The following is a 12832-nucleotide window of genomic DNA, read 5'->3' as shown; positions in this document are numbered from 1 at the left end:
CATCAACTTTTCGGTCCATCGGATCGGCGTGCGGCTTGCCTCGGCTCATCTGCAGTCATCGTTCGCCGGAGAATACCAGAAGGCGATCACCTCCAGGCAGTCGGGCGCCGTGTGCGCAATGAAGACGCCGCGCGTCTTCGGATCGAAGGCGGCGTCATCGAAATCGCTGTTCAGGCCATTCGGGACCGGGATGAAGCCCAAGCTCTTCAGTGGCATGAAGCCTCATGGTCAGCGGGAGGAAAACGGCAGTGTCGACGCGATCAGCGAGAGCCCGGCGATCAGCAGCAATGCCAGCACAGACTTGCGAAAGGTCTCGTCGTCGATCATTCCGAACAGCTTGAATCCGGACCAAAGGCCGGCGACCATGAAGGGAACGCCGAGTACGTACAGCATCAGTGTTTCCTTGGTGATCGTGCCGGCCGCCGCCTGGGACAGAGAGATGACCACGAAGGCGACGAACAGCACCGGCTGAAAGACGGCCCGCTGCACATCCTTCGGCCAACCTCGCCACTGGCACGATATCGTGGAGATGACGCCGCCGAGTCCTGTCAGCCCGCCAAGCATCCCGTTTGAGATGCCGATCGCGATATCGGCGCCGGTCCCGATCTTCATCGGCGCGAACACCGGCCTTGTGAGGCCATATATCGAGTAGACCAGCAACAATAATCCGACGCCGAACCTCAGATAGACGGGATCGAGATAGGCGAGAATTCCAACGCCGATCGGAATGCCGATGACGGTTCCTAGCGCGAGCGGCCATGCCTTGCGCAGATCCACCACATGTCGCAGCTTGTACATGCCGTAACCCTGGGTGAGCAGACCGTATCCAGCGATCAGAGTGGCGGTCTGTATCGGCGTGATGATGTGCAGCCAGACGCCGGAAACCACCAGACCCATCGCAAAGCCCGAGAAGCCGCTGACGAAACCGCCGACGAGGGCGGCAAGAGCAAAGACAGTGAAGACAAGAACATCCATATGACCGTCCCCGGAACGAGGTGGCGAGCGCTTGGATGGGAATCCATCTCACGGGGAGCTCGCGGTACCCCCGAAATCATCAGGTGTTATGTCAGACGCTTCTCCCGCTTACCTCCCGTCCTCGCGATATGCTGCAAGATGCCGGCGAGCACATAGCTGCTGGCCTTGGCGCCATAATCGACGTGACAGGTGCTCGTACATGTTGAGCGCCAGAATCGGCGTTCCGCCGGCAGGCTGTCAGTGACCCGACGCCCACTGATTGACGAGCCTGCGATCGCGCGGCGACCGGCCGACCGCGAGGTCCTGACGCGAGAGGAATAGAAGGGTTTGGAGATGGATAGGCAAACGGCAGACATGCAGCGTCCTTATCGAAAAAGGGACGCGATTCTTGGGCATGTCGCCTCACGGGGAGATCGCTTCCCCGTACCCGCAACTATTGCGCAGCAGGCGGATTTGTCAAATGCCCTCCGCACTCCGCTCTGACCAGCGGATGGATATTTCAACTGACTCGTAGACAACCAGCGCTTGCGAGCGTCCGGAGGTTGGCTGTCGATTCACCGCCGTTCACGATCGTCAGGATGAGCTCGCCAATCTCGGCCCACGGTTTGATGCTCCTGCCCGGATGAGTCAGCTCGACCCGCGCGTTCGCCTTCGCTGCCGCCTTGCGCTTTCCAATCACGGCCAATCTGAACGTCTTCAGCATCCTTTCTGTCCTGCTCGCGGGCCTGCTCGGCCTGCCCGGGCGTTTGATCCGGTTGCACTGGAACGGCGGCCGGACCCGACTGCGTCGGGACCTTCTCCATTTCGGCGGCAAGTAAGGGGCCGACAGCGCAGGACAGCAGAACTGCCGTTATCATCGCAAGAACGCGCATGGTTTCCTCCTCTGTTCGATGAACGGTAACAACCGGTCCGCACATGAGTTCAGAAAGGATCGCAGCGCTTGGCGCTGCACGGCGGGGCAAGGCACGACAAGTGCCTTGCTCCACGCCCATGCATTGGACCAGCGCTTCGGATGACTTGGACTCGGTCAAGCACGCGACTGGCCCGACGAACATCATCGTGCGCAGCTCCCTCCCGGGCGTCAGCTCTTCGTGCTGGCCGTCTTGTCGAGCGCCGCCCGCAAGCCCTCTGCAAGTTTGACGGCATCGTCGTTGGCCCAGAAATGCATGAAGAAGAGCCGCGGCTGCTCGTCCAGCATGTGGCTGTGCAGCGCCGTCACCTCGATGCCATGCGTCCGCAGCGCCGCGAGGACCGGGTTCACCTCGTCGCCGGTCAGGACGAAATCGCCTGTGATGGCCGCCTTGCCGCCGCCGGTCGGCTGAAAGTTGATGGCGATCGCAACGCCCATAGCGCCGACCGGAGTCAGCGGCATGCCGTCCTCCGTGATCGGGTCGCGCCGCTTCACGTTGAACTGATAGACGCCGCCATTGCCCTGCCCCTTGACGCCGATGATCTGGTCGAGCTTGGCCGTGTCGAGCTCGATGGCAGGCGGCGCGTTCCCTGGCGCCGCGGCCGTCAGCGGCGTCTTGCTTTCGGCAAGCCCATCATGGATGGCCGAGGCCAGTTTGACTGGATCTCCGTGTCCGGCGATGTGCATGTAGAATGTGGCCGGGCTCGCGCGAAGCAGATGATTGTGTACGGCGGTGATCTCGAGACCGCTCGCGATCATCTTCGCCATGACGGGATTGACCTCGGTCTCGAGCAGCACGAGGTCGCCCATGACCATGGCGCCGCCATGCGCCGGCTTGAACGCGACCCAACCGCCAAGCGCCAGCGCCGGCTTGATGGTCACGCCGTCGAGCGTCACCGTGAGATCGGTGCGAGGAAAGCCGTAGCGATGGACATCGTCCGTAACAGTGGGCTTGCGGCCCAGCGTCTCATCAACCTTCTGCCAGTCGACATTCTGGGCGTGAGCCGCCACCATGAAGCAGGTGCCGATGAGCATCAGAACCGGGATTGTCTTTCTCATTGAACTGCTCCCTCAATCTGGATTTCGTCCGCCAGTGCCTCACTTCTGCTCCTTGATCTGGCCGCCACTGTCGACGACGAGCCGCACTTGCTTGCCGTTCTTGACGGCCTTTGCGGTCGTGCCCTCGGCGGTCGACTTGACGTCGCTGACCTGCGAATAGCCGGCAGCCTGGATTTTGGCGATGAATTCCTCCTGTGTCAGAGCGTGTGCGCTCGACAGCCCTGACGCGAACGCGAGAAACAGGGCGGCATGAAGGATGCGTGTACACATGGTCTTTCTCTCCAGGTGAAATCCCTGCCCCAGGTTAGATCGGCTTGCGACGTGGCGCCCGGATGAACCCGGGAGACGCAACACGATGCGGCCATCGATGCGCTTCGGCGTGCGCACGATGAACCAAGAATTGTTCGGATGAGATCGGGTAATCATGACATGCGGCGCCCTTGGTGATCAGGACGCGATGCTTGGGCATGTCGCCTCACGGGGAGATCGCATGTCCCCGTTGCAGCGAGTAAAAGCCTCGACGGACGAGCTGTCAACGCGCGCATGCCCGCGACCGGTCAAGAAATGTTCAACGTTCCGACGGAACCGGCCGAACCTGGGTCTTGAAACATGCGAACCATCTCACGTAGATTGCCCGCGTGGGGATGAAGCAGACTCCCCGTGAGACTCCGGTCCAAGCTCTGCGCAGCACGCAATTCGTGGAGCTTGCGCATGGACACCGAGGAACACCCCACTTCCCGCAACACCGTAGCCATTCTCTCGCGCGGCGATGCTGCCGCGCGCCGGGAGGCGACGGCGCAAAACAGCCGCTTCGTTCGCGTCTTCGAAGCACTCGCCGCTATCGGCATCGAAGCCCAACCGGTGATCTACGACGAAAGCTTCGCCGATGCGGTGCGCGACCAGTTGCTCGCCGCCGACGGCGTGCTCGTCTGGATCGATCCGATCCATCAAGGCAAAACCCGCGCCGAGCTCGACGACCTGCTGCGCGACGTTGCAGCGCAAGGTACATGGGTGAGCGCACATCCCGACGTGATCCTGAAGATGGGCGTCAAAGAGGTGCTCTACCGGACGCGTCACCTGGGCTGGGGCACCGACACGCACCGCTATGATACCGTGGCGGCCTTTCGCGCCGAATTTCCATCGCGCCTGCGGGCAAGCGGCCCGCGCGTGCTGAAGCAAAATCGCGGCAATGGTGGCCAGGGCGTTTGGAAGGTCGAAGCACTTCCGAACACGGACGCCATGGTCCGGGTGCTCCATGCCCAACGTGGCAGCCTGCCTGAGGACACCCAGCTCGATGCCCTCATCGCGCGCTGCGAGCAATATTTCGGCTGGGGTGGCTGCATCATCGACCAGGCATTCCAACCTCGTCTGCCCGAGGGGATGATCCGCTGCTACATGAGCGGCGCCAGGGTCGCAGGCTTTGGGCATCAATTGATCAAGGGCTTGATCCCGCCGCCGCAGGGAGGCCCGGATGCTGCTGAGGCGCAACCGGGACCGCGAATCATGCACGGGCCTGATGCGCCGCCGTTCCAGTCGTTGCGAAGGGCCATGGAGCACGAATGGACCCCGCAGATGATGGAGACGCTCGGCATCGATGAATCTTCGCTGCCGGTGATCTGGGATGCGGACTTCCTGTACGGGCCACGCGATGCGTCAGGGGCCGACACATACGTTCTGTGCGAGATCAACGCGAGTTCCTGCTTTGCCATCCCCGAGGAGGCGCCGGCAGCGATCGCGCGAACAGTCAGGCACCGCTTGCTGCGCGCTCAGGAGGTGCGCTGCGGCTGACAGAAACTGTCGGGACCAATAAGCGTGCGCCGACCTCGTCCGCCATCCGGCCGTGGCGGTCGCGCGACCCTGGCAAACACCTTTGCGGCCTTTCGCCCCGCTGACCCGCCCCGCTTCATCCTTGCGGAGCCTTGTGGCGCGTTTGCAGATATGCTGCTGATGAATTGGCTGCTCGGACACTCGCACGGCCAGCCCAATCCCTGCTGCGGAGGCAACCCGATGACCGTCACGATCTATCATAACCCGGCTTGCGGCACCTCGCGCAACACGCTTGCGATGATCCGGCAGAGCGGCGTCGAACCTGTCGTCATCGAATATCTGAAGACGCCGCCATCCCGCGAAACGCTGGTCGAGCTCATCAAAGGCTTGGGGATCTCCGCTCGCGCGCTGCTGCGGGAGAAAGGCACGCCCTTTCACGACCTCGGCCTCGATGACCCAAAATGGTCCGATGACGAGCTGATCGACCAGATGCTCGCGCATCCCATCCTGATCAACCGTCCGATCGTGGTGACCCCAAAAGGCACACGACTGTGCCGTCCCTCGGAAGCCGTCATCGATCTCCTGGAGAATCCCGTTGGCCGGTTCGTGAAGGAGGACGGCGAGGTGGTGGAATCGCGATAGGCAGGTGCTGCTCTCGCCGGCCGCCCCGCACCGTTCGCAACGCTATCCAAGCAGCCCCTTCAAGCCGGCGTAGATCGAGCCGACCGCGGTTGCGGCGACACCGGCCAGCGGCCCGGCTGTCTGCATGAGGTCCTGGATCAAGCGGGCACGGCGGCGCAGTTGTTCCTCGCCGACATGTTGTCCCAGCAGGCGCGCCACGCGGAAGGCGAACGCGTTCGGTTTGCCCCCGTGCGACAGCACACGCGGCAAGACCTGGAAGATCACGACGCTCAAGATATTGCCGGAGACGAAGGCCAGCAGGATGCTCGCGCCATATTCGAACACTTCCCGCCACTCGATCCAGATCGTCGGCAGGATCGGGACGTGATCGTGGATCCCGGTCACCGTCAGCATCGCGAAGATGCTGACGCAAGCCGCCAGGAACCCCAGCACAAATGCCGTCAGGGCGAAGACCCGATGCAGTGGATAGGCCACGAAACCGAACAGCAGCGGTATGGCGATCGATGCGATCCGAAGCGGGATCGGGGACACGTTGAAGGTGATGGTCACGAGCACATGCGCGATCACCAGCAGCAGGGACGGAATGGCAATATAGAGCACCGCATGCGTTCCGTAATAGCGCAGCGGATTGTTGTAGCGCTCGAGGCGGACATTGACACGATCGAGATCGCGCCTGATCTTGTCCAGATCGGCAACGATCTCGTCAATCTCGACAAGCGTCGGCCGCACGACGCGCAAGTCCCGCGAGCAATGCTTGCACGCGATGGCTTCGTCCTTGATCGTCTCGGCGCAAAACGGACATTCCATCGCTAGCGCGACTTCCTTCGCCTCATAATGGCCTCGACCTCGTCTCTGGCCTTCCGCAGTTCATCACGCAGCTCCTCGCGCTTGCGCAGGAGATCGTCACGCTCGGCGATCAGCGTGGCGGGAACGGCGATGTCGCGCCCGCAGGACGCACAAACCAGCGCACCCTCTGCAGTTCCGGACTGGCAGTAGGGGCACGTCACTTGGGTGCGACCTTCAGCGTAAAGATGGTCGTGCCGGGCCGACCATCACTGTCCTTGATATCGACGCGCACCGTGTATTCGCCCGGCGGCAGTTCCGCATCCTGCATGTTGATGCCGTCGGGCTGGACGAAGGGCTTGACCCGCGGAGTCAAGTCGACATTCGGCGTCCGGAGGAAGATCACCCTGACCGAGTCCGGATCAATCTTTGCGCCGCCATAAGACTGAAACTTCAATACCAGTCGCAGAGGTGAACTCGCCGAGTCGCCCGGCGAGACGAACTCGACTTTGGGGCCGCGCATGATGCCGCGCTGATCGACGGCAACCGCGCCCTTCGGCGGCGGCAGCTTCGCTTCCTCTTCCGTAATCAATGGCGTGGCGCGCGTTGGTCCGGAGAACAGCAAACCTGCGGCCATGAGGCCCAGCAAGACATTCCGCTTCATTGTCCGTGCACCCCTTCCCCGGTTGGTCAACGCAAGCCGCCATCGCCGATGATGGTGTACGGCGCCCAGAACAGCGGATGCGCATAGGCGAACTCGGTCTTGCCCTCGCTGTTGAGATAGCCGGGACCATCGATGAGAGCCATCGTCGCCTGGCGCAGCGCCTCGCTGCGCGACAGCTTGGGATCTTCGGCCTGCCGCTTGAACAAGTCTGTCACCAGTTGCCGTGCCGACTGCGAATGCACCGACCAGTTCGTCACCAGCAGCGCCCGCGTTCCGGCATAGAAGAACGCGCGCCCGAGCCCGGATGCCGCCTCGGCCCCTGCGCCAGCGCCGGCGCCGGTGTTACAGGCTGACAGGACGACCCAGTCCGCGTCCAGCTTGAGACCGAGGATCTCCTCCATGGTCAAGAGCCCGTCGCCGCCCTCGCCCGTCACCGCCGGTGACGACAACGCGAGCGCCGGTTGCGTCAATCCGTTCAGCTCGCCCGGGACCAGACCATGGGTGGCAAAGGCCAGGATTCTGAAGCCGGACAGATTCATCGTCTTCACGGCGCTCTCGGTCGCGCTCTTGCCAAGGAACAGCACCTTCGAGGGGTCCGCCTGCAGCGCCAGCGCGATCGATTTGAGCTCGTCCGCGGTATCGGGCAGACGAGGCAACAGACCGAGCTCGGCGCTGTCGACGCCCTCGAGCTTGGGACTGTTGCGTCGCTTCAGCGGCCCGCCGCGCGTGACGTTGCCGCTGGCGTCGGCGACCTGAATCTTCTGCCCGCCTTCCGCCTCGGCCTGCTGATCGCTGTTGAAATAGGGATCCCCGAAGGCCACGAGGTCGCCGCGGCCGGGCTTGCCCGGCGGCAGCTGCCGCAATGTGCGCAACGCCGCCGCCGACGGCACCGTCGATACGGCATGGGTTCGCGCCAGCCACGGCACGTTGCGATAACCGATGAAGAGCGGGTCCTCATCCGCAGCCACCTCTGCCGGTGCCGTCGGCAACAACGCCAGCGGCAACAGTCCCAGCGCGCCATTGGTCACGACGATCAGGTTCCTGGCCGGCTTCCAGCCGCTCTCGACCGGCTTGAGCAGCAGCTCGTAAAGTTCATGGCCGAGCTTGAGATCGAAGGGCGGAATGTCCGAGATCATCGCGGCCTGCGGCTCGAGCGCTTCGCGCAGCTTGCGGATCTTCGTTTCGATGTCGCCGATCCTGGCCTGGACGGCCGCGAACGCCACCGGCCCCGACTTCGGCACGGCCCAGACGAAGCTGCCGTTCTGGCCGAAATAGAACGACAGCATGGCCTCGCTGTCGGCCAGCGTCGCACGAATCTCGGCAACGCTCGGCGGCTTGGGCGAGACGAGATCGGCGTAAGTCGGGAACTTCTGCTTGATCTCCTGGCGTGCCTTGTCGCGCTGGCCGCGCAAGGCGGCGATCGAGGCCTGGATTTGCGCAACGCCCTTCTCGTCGCGCTCCGCCGAGGGAAGCGCGAGCACGTTGTTGAGCGTGCCGAGCTGGGCATTGACCTGCTTGGTCAGGTCCTGCTCCTTGCGCACGAGCTCGGCGAGGGCGGGATCCTTTGCCGCCGCACGCGCGCTCGACGCCGCCAGCGCCTGCTGCACCGAGCGACCACGGACGGCGTCAGCGAGGCTGAACGTCTCTTCGCCGACCTCCTTGCCGGCTCCTTCCGCCCTGCCGAGCAGCAGCAGATAGCTCTCGACGATGGTCTGCAGCCGCTGACTCCGCGCAGCCACCACGGTCGTGTTCTCGTCATCGGCATTTTCGTTGGCGCTCGCCATCATGACCGGAATGGCGGCCTTGAACTCCCTGATGGCATCGGCATCGCGCCGAGCGCGCATCAATCCGACCGCCAGCGTGCCACGCGCCGAAGCCGCGTCGAAATGATTTTCGCCGACCCGGGCGATCTGCTTCTTCACGAGCTGCTCGGCGGCGGCAATGCCTGCGTCGAGCTGCCCGGAACCATAGAGCGACAGGATCCGGGCCGGATTGAGCTCGAACACCTGGCGGCGCTGCGGCTCCCAGCCGGCCACAGCCTTGTCGATCCGAGCAAACATCGCGCTTGCTTCGGCGTTGTTGCGCCGAAGCGTCAAGATGCCGGCAAGCTGCGACAGCAGCTGCACCGTCGCGTGCGAATCCTCCGGCACACCCACGGTCTTGTTGATGTCGAGGGCAACACGGCCGAGCTTCTCCGCCTCCTCGTAACGGCCCTGATCGACCAGAATGCCCGCCAGCGCCATCACGAAACGCGGCGTCACGGGATTGTACTTGCCGGTATCCTTCAGGCGCGAGAGCAGCGCGCGGCGCGCGTCCACCTCGGCCTCGGCGAGCCTGCCCTGCTTCGCCTTCATGCGCGCCTGGTTCAACACGGTCCCGTCGATCGCCTGCAGCAGAAGGGTCTCGGCCGGTGGATTGTCCGATTCCATGACGGCCTTCGTGCTTGCGCGCTTGCGAAGCTCTGCCGTGCGATAGGCAGCCTCGGCTTCGGCAAACTGTCCGCGTGCCTCGAAGATCAAGGCGCGAGCGATCTCCAGCTCGCCCTCCCAGCTCTGGCCAAATCGAGCATAGGCGGATCGCCAATTGGGATGACCGCTGGTGCGGGCCTCCTGTATCGCGGTCTGGGTGCGGCGAAGATAGGCCTCCGCCTGCGCGACGTCTCCCATCTGAATGAGGACGGATGCGATCGCGCGGTTCGTATTGAACTGCATTCCCCTGGCGCCCGGCATGCTGGCCGATTCGCGCAGGAGCCTTTGCATGATCTCAAGCGAGCGTTTCGGATCGCCTGCAAGAGCGTGCTGCAGGGACTGGAGCTGCAACATCCGCCCCAGCAAATGAGGACTGACGGCGCCGCGCCCAACCTCCACGGCCTTGTCGGCGTCGGCGATGGCTTCGCCGAGCCGGCCGAGCTGCGCGCGCGCGTTGGCGCGATCGAAATAGAACTGCGCCAGATCCTGACGGGATTCCTTCCCGCTCGGTGCGGCATCGGCATCCGACTTCAATTCGGCGATCATCTTCTCGTCGGGCTTGTCGCCGTCGAGGATCGCCGTGATGTCGGCGATGCTGCGCGGCGGCGCAACGAAGTCCTTCGGAAGCGCAGCGCCTTGCTCGAGCTTGGGCGCCGCTTCCTTCGGAAGCTCGACTGCGACATTGGCGCGGCCATTGGCGGCATTCAGCGCCGCTTGCACGCAGGCCCGGACCTGAGGCGTGGCCTTGGCGCGACAAGCTTCCAGATTGGCGCCCCCGGCGGGGCCTCCGCCTGCACGCATGCACCCCTGCACGATCGGTCTGCCGACGGTCATCCGGCAATTCTCGATCGCCGCCTCCTTGGTCAGCGCGGCTGCGGAGCCTGTCGATCCAAGCAGAATGGCAAGTGCCAGCAGGTGGTGTGGTGAAACGTCCAGACGGCTCTTGAACGGACGCGTGGCGTCTAAGCTCATCTTGAAGGACCTTTGGGTAAAATGACTTGAAGAAACGAGATAATCCTATCCAGACGGCCCGGAAGGACAAGCACAATCAATGCGGTTCCCGATGCCACAAGAGCGTTAGCGGGCTACCGCCGGCATAAGGTGCCTAGGATCGCGCACGACAGGCGGCTCAACCTCGTCGCGCCGATTGGCCGCGAGGTAAGATGGCCGCGCTCGACAGGCAGCGAGTTTATGCGGCGAGCTTGTACGTCAGCCCTTCGAGACGAGCGCGCGGCCGTAGGGCGGCTGCGCTGCGACCGGCGGGTTGGCGGTCTGGGCGGCGAGCTCGCCGATCAGGCGGTCGGCGTCGGCGGCCATGCCGTCGGGGGCCTGGATCACCAGCCGCTCCAGCGCCCAGCGGTAGGATGAAACCCGCTGCTCGAGGCATTGCTGCACCCACTGCACGATCAGCGAGTTCTCCTGCATGCGCGCGACCGCGTCGTCCTTCTCCCTCGGCGAGAGCGCGGAGACGCGCGCCATGCTGGCATCGCGCTTCCTGTCGAGATCGATGACGCGGATGGCGCTGGCGAAGAACGGCTCGAAGCGTGTGATGTCGTTGCGCACGTCCTCGATCAGCTGCGCATAGCGCGAGGAATGCGAGCGGTGCGGCTCGTCGATCAGCGTGCGCCCGTACATGGTGCGGTCGAACACGATCTTCTGCCGCCAGGGCGATGGCAGCGGCTTGTAGTCGCCGAACACGGTCTTCCAGGCGGGGCGCGATAACGGCGGCTCGATCATGGGATAGGCGAGGTCGCGAAGCTGGCGTTCTTCGTCGGTGAGCTGGAATTGCGAGGGCTTCAGGCCGACGCTGGAGGTGACCTCCGCACCCAGCCAGCGATGCATGTCGTCGCTGCGCATGTCGGCGCGGGTGCGGCCGAAATCGCCGCCGCTACAGGCGCCGAGCGTCGCGCCGAGCAGCGCGAGCAGGACGGCCGATACGAAAGGCCGGATCTGGCGAATGGTGTCCGGCATTGCAAAGCCGGACGTCAGCGGCGGCGACGACGGCGCCCCGGCGCTGTGCCCTGCTCTGGCCCGCGATCGCCGCTGGTTTCGTCCGCCACGCGCTCGATACGGATCACCGGGAGGATCAGAACCATTCCCGTTTCCGTGCGCGGTGTGGCATCCCCCGACGAGCCTGCCCGGCGACCGGCCGGAAATTCGATGATCGTCCCCATATCCAGCTCTCTATCAATTGCCGCGCGACCAAACCGCTCATGCAACATGCATTCATTAAGATCAGTTCATGGTTAACGGGATGTAAACGCGCTTTCCGGACCGTAACCGCACGGGCCGTGCCGCGCCGTCCCGTTGCGGCACGACAATGCCATAAATTGCCGAGCCGGCTTCACGCCTCGTTTTCCTTAACGAGACTTTAAAAGAACCTGCGATAGGCTCGTGACAAGTGTCTCTCCCGAGTTGCGTACGCCTCAATGACCAAGTCGCTGTTTCCCGGATTCGACGGGCTGATGACCCTCTCCCGTCGCGAAGGCGTCGACATCCGTCCGACGCTGCTGCGCGTGCTGACCGACCTCTATGTCCAGACGCGCGTCCACAGCGATGACGAACAGCGGCAATTCGTCGAGCTCGCCACACGTTTGATCGACCAGGTCGACGACGCGACGCGCGCCGCCGTCAAGGCGCGGCTCGCGGTCTATCCATCGACGCCGGTCCCGATCCTCCAGAAGCTCGGACTGGTCGCCGCCCAGGAAGGCCGCAGGGTTCCGCTGGCGCGAGAGATTCCGCAGCCGCCGGCACCCGCCCCGGTCCGCACGCCCACCGAGGCCGAGCAGCGCTTGGCCTCGAACATGGCGATGCAGCCGAAGGACGCCGCCGAGATCCACGACATGTTCTTCCGCGCCGGCGCCTCCGAGCGCGCGCTGATCCTGCACAATCTGGCGCAGACCCCGCTCAAAGCGGCGCCGCGGATTCCGGCCGTGCGCGCCAAGCGCGCGATCCAGATCCTGGAGATGGCGGCGATCGCGGGTGACATCGAGAACTTCACCCTCGAGCTCGGCGACAGCCTGATCCTGCCCTCGCGCGTCGCGGCCCAGATCGTCGACGATGCCGGCGGCGAAGCGCTCGCGGTCGCCGCGCGCGCACTCGACATGCCGAGCCCGGTCTTCCAGCGCATCCTCTTGTTCTTCAAGCCGGAGATCGGGACCTCTGTGAACGACGTGTACCGGCTGTCGCGGCTCTATGACCGGCTCGGCGAGCGCTCGGCGCTGGTGATGCTGGCGGCCTGGCGCGGCTCGACGCTCGCCGTCACCCGCGCAAAGTACCAGTCTTCGCTGCATGACGGCGAGCGCCAGCGCGCGCGTACAGGCGCAAGCCAGACGCGGCCGGGCGTGCAGCCGGGCACGAGCCCGACGGTGCGCACCCGCACCGGCGGATCGGATCGGTAAGGCTTGCCTTCACAGCCAACGGCATTGGATATCGCGCGCGCGACGCCCCCAAGCTCGTCATTGCTGTGCATGTTCACTAATTCGCTGATTGGATCGCTCCAGCGGAGGACGATCCGATGCGCGACAACAGCTATGACCGGACGATTGAGCGCAACTATCTGCA

At 64.1% G+C, this 12832-nt stretch carries 14 protein-coding genes; 3 read left to right on the top strand and 11 right to left on the bottom strand.

The annotated features are described in order from the left end of the window. Positions 1–45: 45 nt before the first annotated feature. From IVB01_RS08115 to IVB01_RS08095, 5 genes are all read right to left on the bottom strand, one after another. Positions 46–216 (bottom strand): hypothetical protein, encoded by a 171-nt coding sequence (locus IVB01_RS08115; RefSeq protein ID WP_247275875.1) that lies wholly within the window; start codon positions 214–216, stop codon positions 46–48. Between the two features lie 12 nt (positions 217–228). Next, positions 229–975, bottom strand: coding sequence for a sulfite exporter TauE/SafE family protein (locus IVB01_RS08110; protein ID WP_247415461.1), 747 nt, complete (start codon positions 973–975; stop codon positions 229–231). A 499-nt stretch (positions 976–1474) separates the two neighbouring features. After that, a complete protein-coding gene (locus IVB01_RS08105) occupies positions 1475–1678 on the bottom strand; it encodes a hypothetical protein (RefSeq protein ID WP_247275876.1) in 204 nt (67 codons plus the stop codon). A 378-nt stretch (positions 1679–2056) separates the two neighbouring features. Beyond that, positions 2057–2944: a DUF1259 domain-containing protein gene (locus IVB01_RS08100; RefSeq protein ID WP_247275877.1), complete on the bottom strand. Its 888-nt coding sequence runs from the start codon at positions 2942–2944 to the stop codon at positions 2057–2059. 39 nt (positions 2945–2983) lie between these two features. Continuing rightward, complete coding sequence (locus IVB01_RS08095; RefSeq protein WP_247275878.1) at positions 2984–3214, bottom strand: hypothetical protein; 231 nt, start codon at positions 3212–3214, stop codon at positions 2984–2986. A 441-nt stretch (positions 3215–3655) separates the two neighbouring features. On the opposite strand from IVB01_RS08095, the gene IVB01_RS08090 reads away from it, so the two are divergent. Both IVB01_RS08090 and arsC read left to right on the top strand, forming a co-directional pair. Beyond that, complete coding sequence (locus IVB01_RS08090; RefSeq protein ID WP_247275879.1) at positions 3656–4732, top strand: Cj0069 family protein; 1077 nt, start codon at positions 3656–3658, stop codon at positions 4730–4732. A 219-nt stretch (positions 4733–4951) separates the two neighbouring features. Then, positions 4952–5353, top strand: a complete 402-nt coding sequence (gene arsC / locus IVB01_RS08085) for an arsenate reductase (glutaredoxin) (RefSeq protein ID WP_247275880.1) — start codon at positions 4952–4954, stop codon at positions 5351–5353. A gap of 42 nt (positions 5354–5395) precedes the next feature. Here arsC and IVB01_RS08080 read toward each other — a convergent pair whose 3' ends face one another. The 6 genes from IVB01_RS08080 to IVB01_RS08055 all read right to left on the bottom strand — a co-directional run bounded on the left by IVB01_RS08080 (position 5396) and on the right by IVB01_RS08055 (position 11442). Continuing rightward, positions 5396–6160: a hypothetical protein gene (locus tag IVB01_RS08080; protein ID WP_247275881.1), complete on the bottom strand. Its 765-nt coding sequence runs from the start codon at positions 6158–6160 to the stop codon at positions 5396–5398. A gap of 2 nt (positions 6161–6162) precedes the next feature. Beyond that, on the bottom strand, positions 6163–6360 hold the full coding sequence (locus IVB01_RS08075) for a hypothetical protein (RefSeq protein ID WP_247275882.1): 198 nt from the start codon (positions 6358–6360) through the stop codon (positions 6163–6165). After that, positions 6357–6785: a hypothetical protein gene (locus tag IVB01_RS08070; protein WP_247275883.1), complete on the bottom strand. Its 429-nt coding sequence runs from the start codon at positions 6783–6785 to the stop codon at positions 6357–6359. Before IVB01_RS08070 ends, IVB01_RS08075 begins: the two co-directional genes overlap by 4 nt. 41 nt (positions 6786–6826) lie before the next feature. Next, positions 6827–10240: a CHAT domain-containing protein gene (locus IVB01_RS08065; RefSeq protein ID WP_247275884.1), complete on the bottom strand. Its 3414-nt coding sequence runs from the start codon at positions 10238–10240 to the stop codon at positions 6827–6829. Positions 10241–10477: 237 nt separating this feature from the next. Beyond that, on the bottom strand, positions 10478–11239 hold the full coding sequence (locus IVB01_RS08060; protein WP_247275885.1) for a hypothetical protein: 762 nt from the start codon (positions 11237–11239) through the stop codon (positions 10478–10480). Positions 11240–11253: 14 nt separating this feature from the next. Beyond that, entirely contained in the window at positions 11254–11442 is a 189-nt protein-coding gene (locus IVB01_RS08055; RefSeq protein ID WP_247275886.1) for a hypothetical protein, read from the bottom strand. A 255-nt stretch (positions 11443–11697) separates the two neighbouring features. On the opposite strand from IVB01_RS08055, the gene IVB01_RS08050 reads away from it, so the two are divergent. Next, the gene (locus tag IVB01_RS08050) at positions 11698–12669 is read left to right on the top strand and encodes a DUF2336 domain-containing protein (RefSeq protein ID WP_247275887.1); all 972 of its coding nucleotides are present in this window, start codon (positions 11698–11700) and stop codon (positions 12667–12669) included. The last annotated feature ends 163 nt before the right edge of the window (positions 12670–12832 follow it).

The organism is Bradyrhizobium sp. 164, assembly GCF_023073715.1.
In the GTDB taxonomy this organism is placed as follows: Bacteria; Pseudomonadota; Alphaproteobacteria; order Rhizobiales; family Xanthobacteraceae; genus Bradyrhizobium.
Note: the sequence above shows the minus strand (reverse complement) of the source record. Positions and strands in the feature narration are given on the sequence as shown.